The organism is Neorhizobium sp. 2083 (assembly GCF_031455615.1).
In the GTDB taxonomy this organism is placed as follows: domain Bacteria; phylum Pseudomonadota; class Alphaproteobacteria; order Rhizobiales; family Rhizobiaceae; genus Neorhizobium.
The window spans coordinates 220,144-238,582 of sequence record NZ_JAVDTC010000005.1; the positions used below are offsets into that span (position 1 = coordinate 220,144).

The following is an 18,439-nucleotide window of genomic DNA, read 5'->3' on the forward strand; positions in this document are numbered from 1 at the left end:
GATTTTCAGGATGCGCCGCGAATATAGGCACGCAAACCTTCGAAACCATCCCTCATGGAAGAATATTGCTGACGGTTTCGCAGGATAATCGACAGCAACGGTCGCACCGGGATGATCGTCACGACATTGCCGGCGCCGCAGTCCCGCATCGCATGCCAGGAAGGATGTCTATCCACCGCTTCTGTCATTTTTCCGTGACGTTCGTACAGCATTGTCCCACCAGGCAAGCAACGGTCCCGCTCTTTACGCCGCACGTAACCCCTCGCGCGACCGTCATGACCATCGTGTTTCAGCGCTTTTTATTTCCGCTTGCCGCATGCCTGGTGTTTTCAAGTATGAGTTCTTGAGTAACCGGAAGTCCGGCTCATCCCCGCGAGCCCCGCCTCCGCCCTTGCCGGCTCCCTGAGCCGGCTTTCTTTTTTGCAGGCGCTGCCAGCCGGGCCATCGCTCGTGAAAGCTTCGATCGGGGATGCGGCCTATGCTTCACCCAGCATTTTCCGGATGGTCGCGACCGGGAGAAACATCCGCATTGGGTTGGATGGCAAGGATTGGAACCCGTAGTCCCTGTAGAGCCTGGCTCTGCGCGCAGTGCGCTCCGGATCGCCACAATCGAGGACATCCAGCATGACGACGGCGACCCCGATACTGTCGGCGACGCGGGCAACCCGCATCAGGCAATCCACAAGCAGGTCGCCGCCGTAACCACTTCCCTTGAAGCGCTGATCGCGACCGATCATCGAAATATAGGCGGCGGGGATATAACCGTGTGCCGGGCGGGTGCGAGAGAATGTGATCGGGAGGTCCCGATAATCGACGGAGTGGCTGTTGATGGCATAGAAGCCGATGATCGTGCCGCTGCCGCGTGTCATGACATAGACACGCAGATTGTCCGCCTGGGATAGCTTGTTGGCTGTCTTCTGGATGAAGTTGTCCACCTGCGGTATGCCGCAGGAAAAAGCCGCCCGATCGTGCCTGGACGGATCGAGCGGCTCTATTGTCGGCTTCGAAACAATATCTTCGGACATTATTTGGAAACGACCGTCTCGCCGTGGCGTCTGAATGCCTCCTGCAGTTTCTGCGTCGGCGCCGGGGGATTGTCGAGGGCTTCGAAAAACGCCTTGTGGTCGGCCGGCTGCAGAAGCGTGACCTCATGCGCCGCGATCGTCGCCATGGCGGACTGGTATGCCGCATTGATCACGAAGGCAGAATCGTCCACCCCGGACAGAATCGCAGCGCGATGGATCGTCTTCTTTATCCGCTCCTTGGTGCGGAAATTCATTCGCGCATCGTTCGGCTCGTCGATTTCGCTCGTCACATCCTCGAAAACAAACATCGTCGCCTCCTGATGGCTTTCGCAAAACCTTGTACGTCAAAAAGACGTACAAATCAAGAAAAGCGACCCGGCCCACCAGATTTTCCCGATGGGAATGGCATCCTGGCGATCTCGGTTCTCGCGTGGTGTTGGGGTGAGACCCGGCATGCGTCATGGGCTTGGTGCGCATGCCGGGTCTCGTGCCGCAGTAGGGGTAGTCGGGGGGACGGACTGCGGCGTCACCACTCATGCTTCGCCGCCGCTTATGGTTCCAGTTTGGTTGCCGGATATGGTTTACGGATCTTTAATGTCCACAGGCTCGCGGGAGTTGCAGGTGCCGGCTGTATCCGAGGAAGCATGCCGGCATCGGCTGCCGCCGGGCGTCAGTCGCAGTAGCGCTTGCCGCTCCGGCGGGAACGCAGGTCGAAGTGGAAGTGGTTCCAGTGTTCTGCGTTGCTGCCCGGACCGAGGACGGTGTTGAAATACTTGCAGCTGTCGCTGCGCACCGCCTTCAGGAGGCCGCCCTCGCGCAGCGAGAACAGGCCCTTCTTGCGCACGTCGATCTCATGGCCGTCCTTGAGCACGATCTGGCCGATGTCGATGGCATTGCCCTTGGCGTGTTCGGACATCGGGTTGTAGCGCTGGTTGCTGTTGTTCATCCGCCGGCAGGAATAACCACCCATCGGCACGATCTTCTGGACGCCGGTGAGGTAACGGTAACGCGCCGAGGGAGCGAGTTCGTTCTTCACCCATTTGGCGAAGGCGAGCGTCGTCTGGCAATTGAGCGTGACGGAAGGCTTGACGTCGATATTGCCGGACAAGCCCGAGAGCTTGACCGGATAGGGCACGCTGCAGCTCGGGCCGGCGTCGATGGACGGCCGGTCTTCGAACTCGACGCCGAGACGGCGCAGTTCGGCGCGGCAGCTCACTTCCGACTGCGGCATCACCTCACGCTGCCAGGGCATGTCGCGCTGGCTCATCGGGCCGCTGTCGTTCATCGGATTGTTGGGCCGCAGCATCGCCACCTGCTGGGTGCCGGCGGCCGATCGGCTGCCGGGCGGCGCGATGCTCGGCTGACTGCCCCACGCCATGCCGCGATTGGCCATGCTGCCGTTCGAAAGGTCGCCCTGCACGCCGGCGCCCTGGCGCTTCGGCGGCACCAGTACGCGGTCGTCGTTCATCGGCTGCGAGATCGGCTGGCGGCGCGGCTGCAGCGCGCGCGGATTGTCGGTGCCGATGCCGTCGACGACGGGCTGGTTGCCGACACCTTCGGCGATATCGGAATCCTCCTCCTCGGCAAGCCCCGTCACGTCGCTCTCGTCGGGGCCGAAACCGAGCTCGGCATCGATATTGACGCCCTCCTCCGGAATGGTCATCGGCCCGGCATTGCGGGTCGTGTTGCGCCGGCCGAGAGAGGCCTGCTGCTGCATCGCCTCGTCGCTGTCGATCATCGGCAGGCGGCCCTGGCGCGCGGCGGGTGCCTGCTGCGCCATCGGTGCATTCAACGATGTATTCCGGGGCGCATCGAGGGGCGCGGACTGCACCTGGGCCGGCGCCCGCAGGTAGTGCCCGCCGTCATCGGGATAGGCCGAAGCCGAATTGCGGCCGTTCGTATTGGGATAACCGGTGCCGGCGAGGTTCGGCGTGTTCACATAGTCGACTCTCGCCTGGGAGACCGGTGCGGCGCCGGCGGGATAGGGCTGCTGCGAGAGGGGTTCGCGCGGGATGTCGCGCATCGGCTGGATCGCCCCGACCCGGCCGTTGTCGATCGACGCAGGCGGAACGAGATCCCCGGCGGAACAGGCAGCCAGCAGTGTCGGGATCATCAGCGAGCCGATCACCCGCCGAGAAAAGGAAGCATACGCCATACCAGTTGCCACTCTTCCGGTGCCGAAATGACACAGGCTCCGAGTTTAGGCAAAGTCGGTAAACGAACCTTTGAGAAATCAAGGCTCTTTCGTGACCTTTCGGTGCAATTCCAGCCCGTTTCAGGACGCCCGCCGCCCCAGAACCTCCATCCTGGCGATCCATTTCGCGCCACCGAAATTGCGGGCGTTGACCGCGCCCACCAGGGCCGCGCGAACGGGCCGGATGCCGACGAAATGCAGGATGCCCACTTTCAGCGCCTTGAGGCTGTGGCTGCCGTAAACGAGCCGGTAATACCAGGCCGGCATGCCCATGGTGATCACCACCCGCGCCGACTTGCCGCCGAGAAGGCCGCTGTTGAACGGTCCGAGCGACGTGTCATAGGCAAAGCCCGGCCGCGCCACCTGTTCGAGGAATGCCTTCAGCAGGGCGGGCATCGAGCCGAGCCAGAGCGGGTAGACGAAAACCAGGTGGTCCGCACGGCCGATCTTCAGCTGCGCGTCGACGATCGGCGGGCTCACCGTCCCGTGCTGCTGTTCCTTCTGCGAGGTCAGGAATGCCACGCCGATGCGGGCAAGCTCGATGCGCTCGACGGAATGCCCGCCTTTCCCGGCACCCCTGGCATAGGCATCCGCCAGCGCGTGACAGAGATGCGGCTCTCCGGCGTCCGGATGTCCCTGGATGATCACGATCCTCGTCATCGTCATTCTCCGTTGAAGATGCCCGAGCGTTAGAGGCAACGGAGGCGGGCCCGTTTGACCCTCGTCAATTCGACCGGCGTCAAAAGGCCGCCGGGCTTGTCGCTCCGGCGGCCTCTGGTGTTTCGGAGATGGATCCTGCGGATCAGGCAGCGCGGGCGTGGGCCCCGTAACCGGAGGCTGCGCCGCGGCCGCCGTCGCCGAGCCTGAAGGCCGAAAGCAGGCCCTGCAGGTGCAGGCTCTGTTCGGCGAGCGTCTGGCTCGCCGCGGTGGTTTCCTCGACCATCGCCGCGTTCTGCTGGGTCATCTGGTCCATGTGGTTGACCGAGGAGTTGATCTCCTGAAGCCCGGTCGCCTGTTCGCGGGCAGCCGTGGCAATCGTATCCACATGGGCGTTGACCCGCTCGACCAGCGTGGCGATCTCGACCAGCGCATCGCCGGTGGAGCGCACCAGCGCCACGCCACCTTCCACCTCGCGGGCGGAATTGCCGATCAGGGTCTTGATCTCCTTGGCGGCATTGGCGGAGCGTTGCGCCAGTTCGCGCACTTCCTGCGCGACGACCGCAAAGCCCCTGCCCGCCTCGCCGGCCCGCGCCGCCTCGACGCCGGCGTTCAGCGCCAGGAGGTTGGTCTGGAAGGCGATTTCGTCGATCACCGAGATGATCTGGTTGATGCGGTTGGAGCTCTCCTCGATCCGGCCCATGGCGTCGATCGCATTGCGGACGATCTCGCCCGAACGGCCGGCGCTGTCCTTGGTCTCGCTGACCATGGTGCGGGCCTCCACCGCCCGGTCCGACGCGGTGCGGACGGTCGCGGTGATCTCGTCGAGCGCGGCCGCGGTTTCTTCAAGAGCCGCCGCCTGCTGTTCGGTGCGCTTGGCCAGATGTCCCGTCGCGCCCGAAATGTCCGAGGCGCTGTCGCGCACCACGAGGCTGGTTTCGGAAATCGCCGCGATCGCCTGGTGCAGCGAACCGACCGCCGCGTTGAAGTCGTGGCGGAGTTTCGCATAGTCCTCGCCGAGGTCGGCGAGCGATACGGAAAGGTCGCCTGCCGCCAGCGCCTCGAGCGCCCGGCCAAGCTCGGTGATTGCCCGTCCCTGCCGCTCGGCCGCCGCCGTCATCGTCCGCTCGTTGTCGGAGCGCTCGCTGGCGATCGTGCGGGCCTGCTCGGCCTCGCGCGCCTGCAGCTGGGCGCGTTCCTCGACCGAGTCGCGCAGCACGGAAAGGGCCCGGGCCATCTCGCCGATCTCGTTGTTCTGCTCGGTGCAGGGCACGGTGACGCGCGCTTCGCCCGAGGCGATCGACTGCAGCGCCTGCTTGATCTTGCCGATCGGGCCTGTCACGGTCTTGACGACGAAGGTGGCGCCGGCGATCAGCACCAGTGCGCCGATACCGAACATCGAGGCGAAGTTGATCGCATCGCGCCGGAACATGGCGTGCAGGTCGTCGACATAGACGCCGGTGCCGACGATCCAGCCCCAGGGCGCGAAACCGGCGACGTGCGAATACTTTTCGACCGGCTGCTCGGCGCCCGGCTTCGGCCAGTAATAGTCGACGAAACCCTTGCCCGTGGGGCTTGCCTTGACGGCGTTGACGAACTCGACGAACAGGAACTTGCCGTTCGGGTCCTTGTCGTTCGACAGGTCCTTGCCGTTCAACTCCGCCTTGATCGGATGCATGATCATCCGCGGCAGCATGTCGTTGATCCAGAAATAGCCGCTGCCGTCGCCGTAGCGCATCACCGAAATGACCCCCTTGGCCTCGGTCTGGGCCTGTTCGCGGGTCATGGCGCCGGAGGCTTCCAGCGCCTGGTATTTCTTGAGCACGGTCAGCGCCACGTCGTTCATCTGGGCAAGGCCCGCCTTACGCTCCCGTTCCGACGAGGCATAACTCTGGAAGAGGCTGAAGACCATGGCGCCGCCAAGGATGACGAGCGACAACAGCACCAGACTATAAAGGCGCCAGGAAATGGCGAGACGTTGCATGGGACCCCCTTATTCGCAATTCGCCTTAAATACTAACCGGCGTTGGTTACTAGGTAGTGAAGCGCTTACGAATCGCGCCTGACGTGAATTAGCCTGATCTAAATTATTGATATAAAACGCTTTTTTCCCGGAGTTTTCTTCTCCCGCGCTTGCCGCTACTCTGGGATCGGAGGAATCGTTCCAGGACCAGAGAGACGACATGACCGAAAACGCCAAGCCAACCGGCGAACTGACCCTTAGAACGCTCGCCATGCCGGCGGACGCCAATGCTGCCGGCGATATCTTCGGCGGGTGGGTGATGGCCCAGATGGACCTGGCGAGCGGCATCCGCGCCGCCGAGCGCGCCCGGGGCCGCGTGGTCACCGCCGCTGTCAAGGAAATGGCGTTCGAACTGCCGGTCAAGATCGGCGACACGCTCAACATCTATACGGAAATCACCCGCGTCGGACGCTCGTCGATCACGCTGACGGTGGAAGCCTGGGCGCAACGGGCACGCCACCGGATGATCGAGAAGGTCACGGCCGGAACCTTTATCATGGTCGCGCTCGACGAGGACGGCCGTCCGGTGCCGGTGCCGGCCGAGGAATAGATCGAGGACGAATATGGACGCTGCGACCGCCGCCGAAACCTTCACGCATATCCGCGTTGTCATGGGCATGGTCGTCAGCCTCAGCCTGGCGCGGCTCTTGAACGGCCTCGCCGGTATCGTCCAGCATCCGCAGGCGACGCGCATCTACCCGGTCCATCTCGGCTGGGTGGCGTTCATGTTCCTGTTTCTGGTGCATTTCTGGTGGTGGGAATACCGTCTGCACGCCCTGCCGGTGATCGGCTTTGCGGCCTATCTCTTCCTGATCGCCTTCTGCGCGCTGTTCTTCTTCCTCTGCGCCCTGCTGTTTCCGACCTCGATGCAGGATTACGACGGTTACGAGCACTATTTCCTGTCCCGCCGGAAATGGTTCTTCCTCTTCCTGGCGGGCATGCTCTTAACCGACATCATCGATACAGCGCTGAAGGGGCGGGATTATTTTGCCTCGCTCGGGGTGGAATACCCGGCCCGCACGGCGATCTACTTCCTGCTCGCGGTTATCGCCGCGACGACCGCAAACCGTCGCTATCACGCCGGTTTTGTCATCTTCGCGCTGGTCTACCAGCTCTACTGGATTTTCCGCGTCTACGACTTCCTGACCTAGGGGCAACCAGCCGGCTAACCCTTCAGATAGGCCGAGCCCTTGTCGAAACCCAGTCCTGGAAAGACCTTGGCGGTGAGATCGCCGGGCTCGACGCCGAACTGCCTGTAGAGCATGGCGGCGGCCACTTCGCGCACGTCGCCGGTCGGCATCAGGTCGCGGCGATCGAGCAGCTTGTCTTCGGAAAGGCCCGGCCATTTGCCCAGAACCTTGCCGCCCGGGACCGCCCCGCCGGCGAGCACCGCAAGCCCGCCGGTTCCGTGGTCGGTGCCGTTGGTGCCGTTCTCGCGCGCCGTGCGGCCGAATTCGGTCATCGCCAGCACCACCGTCTTCTTCCACGCATCTTCGCCGAGCTCGTCCTTCAGCGTGACGATGGCGGTCGAAAGAGCTCCGACCGCCTTCCTGAACTGCCCCTGCTGGCCGACATGGGTGTCCCAGCCGTTGATCGAGAAGCTGGCGATCCGGTAATCCTCGCGCAACATGCCGCCGGCAAGCCGCGCCATGTCGGTTATGCCCGCGCCGCGCCTGCCGTCGGCGTATAGGGAGTCCGCCGACATGTCGGTCTTCTTCGCCTCCTCCATGGCTTTGGCAAAGGCCGGGTCGCCGGCATAAAGACGGTCGAGAAAGGCGATCTCGTCTTCCGCAAGCGCGAAATTGCTCTGCGACGACCAGGAATCCGCCTGGTTCGGCCCGCTCAGGATCAGTTCCATCGACGTGTTGATGTCGATCGCCTTGCGGGAACCGGAGCGCGGTATCACCGCCAGCGTGCGGTTCAGCCAGCCGGTGCGCTCACCCTTGCCGTTGCCGCCGGTCTCCAGCATGTCCTGTCCGTCGAAATGGCTGCGCTGGTCGCGATAGGGCGTCGAGACCGCATGCACGAAGGAGAGTTCGCCCGCCTGCCACAGCGGCATCAGGGCGGCGGCCGCCGGATTGAGGCCGAAGAAACCGTCGAGATCGATCAGGCCGGTATCGGGCCTCAGGCCGAGCTTCGGCCTCAGCGCGGCAAATGCGGGATCGCCATAGGGCTGGACGAGATCGAGACCGTCCATGGCACCGCGCAGGATGATCGTCACCAAGCGGTTGTCGCCGGGCATGGCGGCGAAGCTCACCGGCGTCACGATCGGCGCCGCCGCGGCGCAACAGGCGCCGGCCAGAAAACCGCGGCGGGACAACAGGAAGCCATTGTCGAAGCTCATCGTCTATCTCCTGTTGAATTCGGGGGATGCCAGCACCATCGTGATGCCGTGCACCTTGCTGGGCGCCTGGGCGATGACCCTGCCCGTCTCCGGATGGGCGGCATCGGCAAGCGCGGCCTCAAGGAAAGCCGATGGCTCCATCTTCTGCCCGAAGATGCGCGCGACCGTGCGCGCCCACGAAATCCGCTCGCTCAACTGGCTCGGGGTCAGCCATACGCTTTCCTCGTCCGGGAAACCTGCGGGGCTCGGCGGCTGCCAGACCGGCTGGCCCATGCGCTGCAGGGCGCCGAGCGTCAGGGCGTTGGCGCGCCCCGCCTTCTTCCTGGTATCCTGCCTGGCCGCCATGCCGGCCATGTCCATGGCCTTCTGGACCGGGCTCTCGTCTTCGTCGCCATCGTCCATGTCGCGCAAAAGGTTGGCGAAATTCCGCTCCGGCAGGTCGAGTGCCCGGAAGCCCGATACCATGAACTCGAACGGCCGCTTGATCTTCCGGCCGGGATCAGACCAGGCACGCGGATGCCCAAGCATGGCGCGGTAGACTTCGGTCAGGTTGCCATGGCTCTTCGTCCAGGCCGCAACCATCGCGCCGACCAGTTCCTCCGGTGCGTTGTCGGCGATGAAATGCCGGACGAGCTTGCCGCAGATATGCTGCGCCGTCTTCGGATTGGCGGCAAGGTCCTCGAGCATCAGCACGTGGTCCTGACCGTCGCCCTCGTCGTCCTGATAGGTCCGGCCGAGCAGGCTGACAGGCCCCGCCTCCGCGAACCGGGGCTCGTAGACGACCTGCATGGCGCGATTGTCCACGGACAGTCCCGTCAGGATCAGCGCCGCGGCCCGCACGTCGTCCTGGGTATAGCCGCTGCCGGCACCGAGCGTGTGGAGTTCCAGCAGTTCGCGGCCGAGGTTTTCGTTAAGTCCCCGGCCGGTCCTGCGCGCGACCGCCGAATCCGGTCCGACGCTCTTGTCCTGGTCGAGATAGATCAGCATGGCCGGATGCAGGATGGCGGCCGACAGCAGTCCGGTAAAGGAGCCGCCGATACGGGGGCGGATCGCCTGGGCCTCGTAAAGCGGCACGATCATCCGCATCGGCAGCGACTTCATCACGCTGGTGGAGAAATGGTCGACCCAGAAGCTCGCGAGACGTTCGTAGAAGCCGAGGGGCGAATGGATCGCCTGGGCAAGCCGCGCCATGGCGTCCTGGCGATAGATCCGCCGCGCCTCGCCCTGGGTAGCCTTGCGGACGTCCTCGTTCGGATTGCCGGCCCTGCGGGCCTTGGCCTCGGCGGCGAGCAGCGAGATGACGCGGGTGGCGGTGTCCAGCCGCCCGCTCAGCCCCTCGCGCGGAAAGCGGGGCCTTTCGGAAGCGCCTTGTCCGATCTGGGCCAGCAGCGCCTCGACATCGCGAGGCGGCTCTTCGCCGGGACGAAGGCCATAACCATAGCGGATGGCGGCCAGGGTCGGGTTGGGAAGAGCCATGGAACTACTCCTCGTTTCACCCGCTCAGATTCCCCAACAAATGTGGTGGAAACCAACAGGAATTGCGGCCATTTCGTGATATGGACAATTTGTAATTCGATGCCGGCGGGAAAGTTCCGGCCCATTCCAGGCCAGGCAAAAGATTTCCGATCTGCTGGCCCGCCCAAGATCAATTCGAGGGCATTCGCCTGATATTGAGGCGTCGGCGGGCGACAATTACCCCTTTGTTTAGGATAGCCCGGGCAAGTTGCAGAAAGCCGCCTGATATCAAGACTTTCTTATCGCCGCCATTGGATAGTGCGGCCATTCGTCAGCAACTCCAGCCTCGAGCGGAACGATGGAAGCCGAACTCAGATCTGGCCAGACCGACCCGGCCCTCGCACTGGACGTGAAGCGCGCACAGGCATCGGCGATTCTTGACCGCCTGACCTCGACACTTGTCGCCAATGCCGGCGTCTCGGCCTCGGCGCTGTTTGTCACGACCATCGGACGGGGCCTCACCTTCGCCGCGACGATCTGGTTCCTGACGGTCATCGGCAGCCTGTTGCTGCGCGCCTTCATGGCATCGCTCCTGAAACGCTGGGGAACCGTGGCGCATGCGCCGCAATCGGCGCTCGACGCCATGACGGTCGGCGCCCTGCTCAGCGGCCTCGCCTGGGCGACGCTTCCCTTCGCGCTGCCGGATTTCGAGGCGATCGGCAGGGATGGCGGCCTCTACCTGATGATGCTCGGCATGGCGACCGGTGCGGTGCTGATGGGCGTCGGCTACAGCCCCAGCTCACTCGCCTTCGCCCTGCCGCCGCACGCATCCGTCATGATATCGCTGGCCTCCAGCGGCGGACCGGGCGGCTGGCTGCTGGCGCTGAACGTCGTGGCGCTGACGATCATCCTGATCCGCAGCAGCCGCACCAGCGCGGCCACGTTCGCCGGCAACGTGCTCGGCAAGCTGAAGGCGACGGCGCTTGCCGACTCCCTCTCCTCCGCAAATTCGGACATTCTGCGCGCCAATTACCGGCTGGAAGTGCTCGCCAGCTGCGATCCGCTGACCAGCCTCGCCAACCGCACCGCCTTCAACACCGCCCTCAACGAGGGCATTGCCTCAGCGCGCGCCGCGGAGGAGCAACTCGCCCTGCTGATCCTCGATCTCGACCGTTTCAAGATGGTCAACGATACGCTCGGCCACAGCGCCGGCGATGCCCTGCTCGTCGAGGTCAGCGACCGGCTGCGCTCGGCCGTCGGCGGCACCGGCGTCATCGCCCGGCTCGGCGGCGACGAGTTCGCGATCATCCTCGGCGGCACCGATGCGGCCGAGATCGCCCGTAACCTTGCCCGGCGCATCCTCGAGCGCAGCCGCCAGCCGGTCATGCTGGAGGGCCAGCCGACCGTGGTCGGCACCTCGATCGGCCTTGCCCTCTTTCCGCTGCATGCGGACACGGCCGAGGACCTGTTCATCAGCGCCGACATGGCGCTCTACCGGGCCAAGGACGGCGGCCGCCGCCAGTGGCGCGAATTCGAGCCGGCCTTCCGCTCCCAGGCCGACCGCCAGAACCAGATCGAGCAGGAACTCGCCGATGCGCTGGATGCCGGCCATATCGAAGCCTGGTTCCAGCCGCAGATCGATCTCGCCTCCCGGGAGATCACCGGCTTCGAGGCCCTGGTGCGCTGGCACCATCCCTATCTCGGGCCGATCGCGCCCCCGGAAATCGTCTCGGCCGCCCAGGCCGCCAATCTCGCCGACCGGCTGACCGCGACCGTCGCCGAAGCCGCCTGCCGGCTGCTCACCCGCCTGCCCGCGCTCGGCCTGCCGCGCGCGACCGTCGCCATCAACGTCTCGCCGCGCGAATTCGACCTCTATTCGGTCACCGACGTGCTCGACCGCATCACCAGCGCCCATCGCATCGATCCGGCCCTGTTCGAGATCGAGATCACCGAGGAGGCGATCCTCGACACGCTGGTCGCCGGCGAGCAGCTGAAACGCATCGAGCGCTCCGGCTACAAGCTTGCGGTCGACGATTTCGGCGCCGGCCATTCCTCGCTCGCCTATCTGGTGGCGCTGAAGGTCGACCGGCTGAAACTCGACCGCCGCTTCATCAGCGGCGTGCATCTCAGCCGCCAGAACCAGGAGATCGTCGGCGCAATGGTCGGGCTCGGCCGGGCGCTGTCGATGGAAGTGGTGGTCGAAGGCGTCGAGAGCGAGGAGGAGGCCAATGCGCTTTGCGCCCTCGGCTGCGCGATCGCCCAGGGCTATTTCTTCAGCCGCCCGATGCCGGCCGAACGCATTCCCGGCTGGATCGAAAGCCGGCGCATGCTCGCCGAACGGCAGGTGGCCTGACACCGCCGCCCCTCTCGGCAACCAAAATCCGTTTCCCTTTTGTACTCGTTTTGTGACCTGACCCTCTTCACTTTCGCGATGACTCCCTCCATATTCGCGGCATGGCCAGATCACCGAAAAAATCTCCCGCCTCGAACCCGCACGCTCACGACGGTTTCGAGGAAGCCCCGCAATCGTCGTTCGAAGGCGCGCCGCTCTCCGGTCCCCTGGCCGGCAGCGTTTCCGACTGGGTGAAGCAGCTCGAGGCGGAGGCGGAAGCGTCCGGGGTCGAGACGCAGCGCGAGATCGCCTCCAAGGCCGGCAAACACCGCAAGAAGATCGAGATTGCGGCGCGTGAGGAGGCGATCAAGGCCGCCGCCAGGTCGGCTCCCACCACCGCGAAGAATACGACCGCCTCGAAGACGGCCCGCGGCGTGTCGATCGGCGCCTCCTCCGATCCGAAGACCCGCGCCCGCGCCGGGCTGAACCCGGTCGCCGGCCTCGACGTGTCGCTCGAGGATGCCGAAAAGATCGCGCCGAACGGCGTCACCGCCACCGTCGAGGCGCTGTCGGCGCTGATCGAGAGCGGCAATCCGCTGTTCAAGGACGGCAAGCTGTGGACGCCGCACCGCCCCGCCCGCCCGGAAAAATCCGAGGGCGGCGTGACGATCCGCATGGCGTCCGACTACCAGCCCGCCGGCGACCAGCCGACCGCGATCGCCGATCTCGTCGCCGGCATCAACGACAACGAGCGTTCCCAGGTGCTGCTCGGCGTCACCGGCTCGGGCAAGACCTTCACCATGGCCAAGGTGATCGAGGCGACCCAGCGCCCCGCCGTGATCCTCGCCCCGAACAAGACGCTGGCCGCGCAGCTCTATTCCGAGTTCAAGAACTTCTTCCCCGACAACGCGGTCGAATATTTCGTTTCCTATTACGACTATTACCAGCCGGAAGCCTATGTGCCGCGCTCCGACACCTTCATCGAGAAGGAGAGTTCGATCAACGAACAGATCGACCGGATGCGCCACTCGGCCACCCGCTCGCTGCTGGAGCGCGACGACTGCATCATCGTCGCCTCGGTCTCCTGCATCTACGGTATCGGCTCGGTCGAGACCTATACGGCGATGACCTTCCAGATGACGGTCGGCGACCGCCTCGACCAGCGCCAGCTGCTCGCCGACCTCGTCGCCCAGCAATACAAGCGCCAGGACATCAATTTCGTGCGCGGCTCGTTCCGGGTCCGCGGCGATACGATCGAGATTTTTCCGGCCCACCTTGAGGACGCGGCCTGGCGCATCTCGATGTTCGGCGACGAGATCGACGCGATCACCGAGTTCGACCCGCTCACCGGCCAGAAGACCGGCGACCTCAAGTCCGTCAAAATCTACGCCAATTCGCACTACGTCACCCCGCGCCCCACCCTCAACGGCGCCATCAAGGCGATCAAGGAGGAGCTGAAGCACCGGCTCGCCGAGCTCGAAAAGGGCGGCCGCCTGCTCGAGGCGCAGCGGCTGGAACAGCGCACCCGCTACGATATCGAAATGCTGGAGGCGACCGGCTCCTGCGCCGGCATCGAGAACTATTCGCGTTACCTCACCGGCCGCAATCCCGGCGAGCCGCCGCCGACCCTGTTCGAATACATCCCCGACAACGCCCTGTTGTTCATCGACGAAAGCCATGTCTCGGTCAGCCAGATCGGCGGCATGTATCGCGGCGACTTCCGCCGCAAGGCGACGCTTGCCGAATACGGGTTCCGCCTGCCCTCCTGCATGGACAACCGGCCGCTGCGTTTCGAGGAATGGGACGCGATGCGGCCGCTCACCGTCGCCGTTTCGGCCACCCCCGGCGCCTGGGAAATGGAACAGTCCGGCGGCGTGTTCGCCGAACAGGTGATCCGCCCGACCGGCCTGATCGACCCGCCGGTGGAAGTGCGCTCCGCCCGTTCCCAGGTCGACGACGTGCTCGGCGAGATCCGCGAGACCGCCCAGAAGGGTTATCGCACGCTGTGCACCGTGCTCACCAAGCGCATGGCGGAAGACCTCACCGAATACCTGCATGAACAGGGTGTTCGCGTGCGCTACATGCATTCGGACATCGACACGCTGGAGCGCATCGAGATCATCCGCGACCTGCGGCTGGGCGCCTTCGACGTGCTGGTCGGCATCAACCTGCTGCGCGAAGGCCTCGACATTCCCGAATGCGGCTTCGTCGCCATCCTCGATGCCGACAAGGAAGGTTTTTTGCGCTCGGAGACGTCCCTCATCCAGACCATCGGGCGTGCGGCGCGAAACGTCGATGGCAAGGTCATCCTCTATGCCGACAAGATCACCGGCTCGATGCAGCGCGCAATGGACGAGACCGCCCGCCGCCGCGAAAAGCAGATGGCCTACAATATCGAGAACGGCATCACGCCGGAATCGGTGAAGGCAAAAATCTCCGACATCCTCGACTCGGTCTACGAACGCGACCACGTGCGCGCCGACATTTCCGGCGCCGCCGGCAAGGGTTTTGCGGATGGCGGCCACCTGGTCGGCAACAATCTGCAGGCCCATCTCAACGCGCTGGAAAAATCGATGCGCGACGCCGCCGCCGACCTCGACTTCGAAAAGGCCGCCCGCCTGCGCGACGAGATCAAACGCCTCAAGGCCGCCGAACTGGCGGTTATGGACGACCCGATCGCGCGGGACGAGGCTCGCGCCGTCGAAGGCGGCAATGGCCGGGGTGGAAGCAAAGCCGGAAACGGCAAGGGTGGAACGAGCGCCCGCCGCGAGTCGATCTCCCCCCTTGAGGGGGAGATGTCCGGCAGGACAGAGGGGGGTGTCTCACCCTCCGAGGCTGCGGCTACACCCCCCTCTACCCCTGCCGGGGCATCTCCCCCTCAAGGGGGGAGATCGACTCGCGGCTCCCTCTTCGCCAAACCCGACCTCGACGACATGGGCCCGGGCACCGACACCGCGACGCCGCTGTTCCGCAAGCCGCAGCTCGACGAGATGGGCCGCGACATCGCCGAACCCTCGAAAAAATCGCTGTTCCGCAGGAACGACCTCGACGAAATGACCGTCGGCCGCACCGAAAAACCGGTCACCGGCAAGCTCCCGCCGAAACCGTCATCGCCGCCGCCGTCATCGGCAACCTCTCCGTCGTCATCCTCGGGCCCGACCCGAGGATCCACCGACGACCCCCGCCCCCTCGTGCGCGGCAAGATCGGCGCGGGAAGTTATGAGGATGGTGGGGAGCAGAAGCGGAAGGGTCGGACGAAGGGGAAAACCGGTAGGCCGGGGCGGTGAGTCATAGCACCTCTTCATCACGCCTATACGATCATCCGGCCAGATAGATCGTATGCTTCGCAATTGCAGTGGTAAAAATAGGTGAGATGCCACCGAGTTCGAGGGAAGCACAGAAAGTCAACCTCTTGGAGGCTCTGCTGGCCGCCAAATACAACCTAGATAGATTTCGCCTCCTACGTAGGGGACCCAGATCATTTTCATCTACAGTTCGGCGATCCGCATGAATTACTATAACATCATCGAACTGTAATCCAGCTACGAACTCGGGGGAACTATAGATAAAACGTTTTCCAGCGTACCTAATACCATTCAAATCCTCTCTGCTCTCAATTGAAATAAACGAACCACCGTGGCGGCCAGCATCCCTGTAAACAGAATAGAGGTTCTCATTCATACAAATTATAGATACTCTCCTGCCGCTCCCTAGAGATGCAGCACGGCCGTTGGCGTATGCGAAAGCCCACTCATACATTTTCTGATTGGTGTTAAATTCTCTTAGTTCAGGCACATCCCCATCATCAACCAAGCTCTCGCCGGTATGCCGATCCATTTGATCCAAAAACTCCACCTCGGCAAACGAAACCGCCATATCCGCGATACAGTGCGCAATCTGAGGCGTAAACCTGAACACCTCATTCAACTCAACAAGATCACTCCCATCGGCCGTCCTTCCTATCCAGCTAGAGGTCGATTTGCCGTCAGTTACGAGGTTCGAAAAGTAGTCGCGCGTTGTCTGCTTCAGATCGTAGGCCATAAACATAGGTTGACGCCCGCCGAAAACCCCAGTCTGTCGCATTAAAGGTTTGAGGGCCATCCGCTCAAGAGGAGTAAAGAGATGAAGCTCGTCGACGAAGAGAGCATCATACCCCTCTCGTTCGATCAAATTGTCCCATACGTTTGAGCTTAGGAATGATACAAAATCTGCAATGAGCTGGTCGACACTAATGACCCGCATTTCTCGAAGCTGTTCCCGATATCGGCGATGAATATCTAGTAATATCTTTCGCTCACCAGGCTTCTCAAGCGAAACCATCCATTCCGGACGAGGCGCATTTATGTAATCAATGGCCTTGCTATTCCCGGACCTAATCCCTTCAGCATCCAGAACTGCCATTATTTCATTCATAACCTCATATAGGAATCTATCCTTTGAGGAGGGCTCGTCAGTCAGCATCCGGTTAATGAAATCAGGCGACGATTCATCTGCAAACTGCGTGGCAAGTGTAAGTCGAGCCGACATAATAATGGATTCAACTAATTCTCTCTGCATAATTCGGCCGGAATACGCGTCAATGTCGATTGGGCTGACACCTCTTTGCTCCCTCTGCACGAAGTCGGACGCAATTTCGAATATAGTTGCCACTTTTGCAGACGCGAACACTGCCTTTCCCCTAGCGTCCTCTTTATCTAGTTGATGAATAAGGTCCTTAACTAGATCCGCGGTTACCTTGGAATGAGTAAGGAAAAGCATTCTAACATTTTGGCCATCAGATTCAAAAGACATAAAATCTCGGAGGAATTTCACTATAAGCGAAATTGTTTTACCTGTTCCAGCCGCCCCGCGGAGTCGAACCGACTGAGAATAATCTTTGTTTATAAATATTCTTTGGGCATTAGTTAATCTACGATCCACCCACTCCTCTAACGACCATCCGTGACCTATAACATTACTTGGTGATTCGATCTCCACCAATCCATCAAACTCTTTCTTCTTAAAATCAAGCGATTCATATTTTATAAATGCGTCAACTATACCACTATTGAACTCTTCATATGTATTTTTCTCAACTATAACACTATCAAACTCAATATTTTTACTTGTTATACTATAAACATAAATATTATTCCCCCCATTGAAGCGGTCCTCGTAAAATATTCTTGCTCCACTACCTTTTGCAGCCGTGTAAGCGAAGAAAGACCCTCGTCTCCCTCCGTCCGTATACAAACCCCATTTCACAGGCAGCGAAACATCATTCTCAAATTTGCTTATGGCTAACGTGATTATACGTTCGAATGGGTCATAACTGTTTGGCTTGGCAGTAGAGAGAGCGCATCTCGCACCGTTGATTACGATAAACCTTCCCTCCAGTTTGGAATTTCTGCAAAGAAGAAAAATCGTGTTTCCCACGGTGATAGACGCTAGACCTGAATCCGGTTCGTAAAGAGTGAAGCTTTTGAAAAAGCCTTCAGACACTGGTGACCGCGCTATTATACGAGCAGCGTTTTCCTCGATGGCAATGTTCAAATCAGGCATCTACTTTGTCCGGGTTATAAGCGTCACAAATCATAGAAATAATCTCAGATCTATCGGCTTCGAAATTTGTAGCCAAACCTATGCGGGAAAACACATTTGCGAATGCTTGTGCAACAGCGTAACGGACAGCATCGCTTAGGGATCCAGTCTTGAAGGCTTGGTAGTACTGACCTTTTTCGGGTACTCCATCTCGGCTAAGCGCCACAGAATCCACGGGAAAGGATTGAGGTAACCTCAGCATAGCCACGAAACCCAAGCCCGGAGCGCCGGGCAAATCATTGAGGAAGAAGTACTCTAGCTTCATCGATGTAAGCGATTGACGGACTTTACTATCAAATTTAATGTTTCTCATTTGGCAAATTCTCAAGAATGACTGAATAGCAGTCATATTTCCTGAAGCATACTGTTGAAGAATTTTCAAAATAGGTATCGTCCCCAAACCGATATAGCGCCGTTCCAATACATCCGGAGGCGTATCGAAAATATATGTGTGAAAGAATTCCTCGTCTATCTCATAACCAGGCAGATCACAAAATCTCTGGCATAACTTCTCTATTTCTCTTTGACATTGCTCTTGGAAATAAACGTCTTCAATATATTCTTTGACGGAAAGTATCGGGACTATAGTTAGGAATTTACCAAATTTATCGTTCCATAAGTCGCAGTCGGCGGTTAAAACAAACGCATAACTCCAGCCAGTTCGGCTTATGTCTGTGCTTGATAATATATCGCCCTGCCTAAGGTTAATGTAGTCTCTTTTCAATCGCCCCTCCTACAACCATAAACTGCATATTGAGCACCTCAGCGAACGGTGTCAACTATGTTCGTTGCGAGCACCCACTCCCCTTGCGGGTGAAATATTCACTTT

General features: G+C 61.4%; 14 protein-coding genes. 4 read left to right on the forward strand and 10 right to left on the reverse strand.

Going from position 1 to position 18,439, the window contains the following annotated elements:
• Positions 1–5 precede the first annotated feature (5 nt).
• The 6 genes from J2X76_RS20355 to J2X76_RS20380 all read right to left on the reverse strand — a co-directional run bounded on the left by J2X76_RS20355 (position 6) and on the right by J2X76_RS20380 (position 5,860).
• Positions 6–212 (reverse strand): hypothetical protein, encoded by a 207-nt coding sequence (locus J2X76_RS20355; protein WP_310219109.1) that lies wholly within the window; start codon positions 210–212, stop codon positions 6–8.
• Between the two features lie 264 nt (positions 213–476).
• A complete protein-coding gene (locus J2X76_RS20360) occupies positions 477–1,025 on the reverse strand; it encodes a GNAT family N-acetyltransferase (RefSeq protein WP_310219110.1) in 549 nt (182 codons plus the stop codon).
• Positions 1,025–1,333 (reverse strand): DUF1778 domain-containing protein, encoded by a 309-nt coding sequence (locus J2X76_RS20365; RefSeq protein WP_113129510.1) that lies wholly within the window; start codon positions 1,331–1,333, stop codon positions 1,025–1,027. Before J2X76_RS20365 ends, J2X76_RS20360 begins: the two co-directional genes overlap by 1 nt.
• Positions 1,334–1,695: 362 nt before the next feature.
• Positions 1,696–3,180: an extensin family protein gene (locus tag J2X76_RS20370; RefSeq protein ID WP_310219111.1), complete on the reverse strand. Its 1,485-nt coding sequence runs from the start codon at positions 3,178–3,180 to the stop codon at positions 1,696–1,698.
• Positions 3,181–3,300: 120 nt separating this feature from the next.
• Positions 3,301–3,879 (reverse strand): NAD(P)H-dependent oxidoreductase, encoded by a 579-nt coding sequence (locus tag J2X76_RS20375; RefSeq protein WP_310219112.1) that lies wholly within the window; start codon positions 3,877–3,879, stop codon positions 3,301–3,303.
• A 142-nt stretch (positions 3,880–4,021) separates the two neighbouring features.
• Positions 4,022–5,860, reverse strand: coding sequence for a methyl-accepting chemotaxis protein (locus tag J2X76_RS20380; RefSeq protein ID WP_310219114.1), 1,839 nt, complete (start codon positions 5,858–5,860; stop codon positions 4,022–4,024).
• A gap of 199 nt (positions 5,861–6,059) precedes the next feature.
• On the opposite strand from J2X76_RS20380, the gene J2X76_RS20385 reads away from it, so the two are divergent.
• Together J2X76_RS20385 and J2X76_RS20390 are read left to right on the forward strand one after the other, a co-directional pair.
• Positions 6,060–6,449: an acyl-CoA thioesterase gene (locus J2X76_RS20385; RefSeq protein WP_024164254.1), complete on the forward strand. Its 390-nt coding sequence runs from the start codon at positions 6,060–6,062 to the stop codon at positions 6,447–6,449.
• A gap of 13 nt (positions 6,450–6,462) precedes the next feature.
• Positions 6,463–7,050: a hypothetical protein gene (locus tag J2X76_RS20390; protein ID WP_310219115.1), complete on the forward strand. Its 588-nt coding sequence runs from the start codon at positions 6,463–6,465 to the stop codon at positions 7,048–7,050.
• Positions 7,051–7,064: 14 nt separating this feature from the next.
• Here the strand turns inward: J2X76_RS20390 and J2X76_RS20395 are convergent, their stop codons facing one another.
• Both J2X76_RS20395 and J2X76_RS20400 read right to left on the reverse strand, forming a co-directional pair.
• Complete coding sequence (locus J2X76_RS20395; protein WP_310219117.1) at positions 7,065–8,243, reverse strand: DUF1501 domain-containing protein; 1,179 nt, start codon at positions 8,241–8,243, stop codon at positions 7,065–7,067.
• A 3-nt stretch (positions 8,244–8,246) separates the two neighbouring features.
• A complete protein-coding gene (locus J2X76_RS20400; RefSeq protein ID WP_113129504.1) occupies positions 8,247–9,719 on the reverse strand; it encodes a DUF1800 family protein in 1,473 nt (490 codons plus the stop codon).
• Between the two features lie 337 nt (positions 9,720–10,056).
• Here J2X76_RS20400 and J2X76_RS20405 point away from each other — a divergent pair, with 337 nt between their 5' ends.
• Together J2X76_RS20405 and uvrB are read left to right on the forward strand one after the other, a co-directional pair.
• Positions 10,057–12,051 carry an EAL domain-containing protein gene (locus tag J2X76_RS20405; RefSeq protein ID WP_310219119.1) on the forward strand — a complete coding sequence of 665 codons (1,995 nt, stop codon included), beginning with the start codon at positions 10,057–10,059 and terminating at the stop codon, positions 12,049–12,051.
• 101 nt (positions 12,052–12,152) lie between these two features.
• Positions 12,153–15,317, forward strand: coding sequence for an excinuclease ABC subunit UvrB (uvrB, locus tag J2X76_RS20410; RefSeq protein WP_310219121.1), 3,165 nt, complete (start codon positions 12,153–12,155; stop codon positions 15,315–15,317).
• 31 nt (positions 15,318–15,348) lie between these two features.
• Here uvrB and J2X76_RS20415 read toward each other — a convergent pair whose 3' ends face one another.
• Both J2X76_RS20415 and J2X76_RS20420 read right to left on the reverse strand, forming a co-directional pair.
• On the reverse strand, positions 15,349–17,571 hold the full coding sequence (locus J2X76_RS20415) for a UvrD-helicase domain-containing protein (protein WP_310219122.1): 2,223 nt from the start codon (positions 17,569–17,571) through the stop codon (positions 15,349–15,351).
• Positions 17,564–18,334, reverse strand: coding sequence for a hypothetical protein (locus tag J2X76_RS20420; RefSeq protein ID WP_310219123.1), 771 nt, complete (start codon positions 18,332–18,334; stop codon positions 17,564–17,566). The genes J2X76_RS20415 and J2X76_RS20420 overlap by 8 nt, the downstream gene beginning before the upstream one ends.
• Positions 18,335–18,439: the final 105 nt, after the last annotated feature.

Excerpts from the sequence above, each read along its gene's own strand:
- J2X76_RS20415 (WP_310219122.1), bottom strand. The coding sequence starts at position 17,571 with ATGCCTGATTTGAACATTGCCATCGAGGAAAACGCTGCTCGTATAATA.
- J2X76_RS20365 (WP_113129510.1), bottom strand. The coding sequence starts at position 1,333 with ATGTTTGTTTTCGAGGATGTGACGAGCGAAATCGACGAGCCGAACGAT.
- J2X76_RS20370 (WP_310219111.1), bottom strand. The coding sequence starts at position 3,180 with ATGGCGTATGCTTCCTTTTCTCGGCGGGTGATCGGCTCGCTGATGATC.
- J2X76_RS20375 (WP_310219112.1), bottom strand. The coding sequence starts at position 3,879 with ATGACGAGGATCGTGATCATCCAGGGACATCCGGACGCCGGAGAGCCG.
- J2X76_RS20355 (WP_310219109.1), bottom strand. The coding sequence starts at position 212 with ATGCTGTACGAACGTCACGGAAAAATGACAGAAGCGGTGGATAGACAT.
- J2X76_RS20400 (WP_113129504.1), bottom strand. The coding sequence starts at position 9,719 with ATGGCTCTTCCCAACCCGACCCTGGCCGCCATCCGCTATGGTTATGGC.
- J2X76_RS20385 (WP_024164254.1), top strand. The coding sequence starts at position 6,060 with ATGACCGAAAACGCCAAGCCAACCGGCGAACTGACCCTTAGAACGCTC.
- J2X76_RS20395 (WP_310219117.1), bottom strand. The coding sequence starts at position 8,243 with ATGAGCTTCGACAATGGCTTCCTGTTGTCCCGCCGCGGTTTTCTGGCC.
- J2X76_RS20405 (WP_310219119.1), top strand. The coding sequence starts at position 10,057 with ATGGAAGCCGAACTCAGATCTGGCCAGACCGACCCGGCCCTCGCACTG.
- J2X76_RS20380 (WP_310219114.1), bottom strand. The coding sequence starts at position 5,860 with ATGCAACGTCTCGCCATTTCCTGGCGCCTTTATAGTCTGGTGCTGTTG.
- J2X76_RS20360 (WP_310219110.1), bottom strand. The coding sequence starts at position 1,025 with ATGTCCGAAGATATTGTTTCGAAGCCGACAATAGAGCCGCTCGATCCG.
- J2X76_RS20390 (WP_310219115.1), top strand. The coding sequence starts at position 6,463 with ATGGACGCTGCGACCGCCGCCGAAACCTTCACGCATATCCGCGTTGTC.
- uvrB (WP_310219121.1), top strand. The coding sequence starts at position 12,153 with ATGGCCAGATCACCGAAAAAATCTCCCGCCTCGAACCCGCACGCTCAC.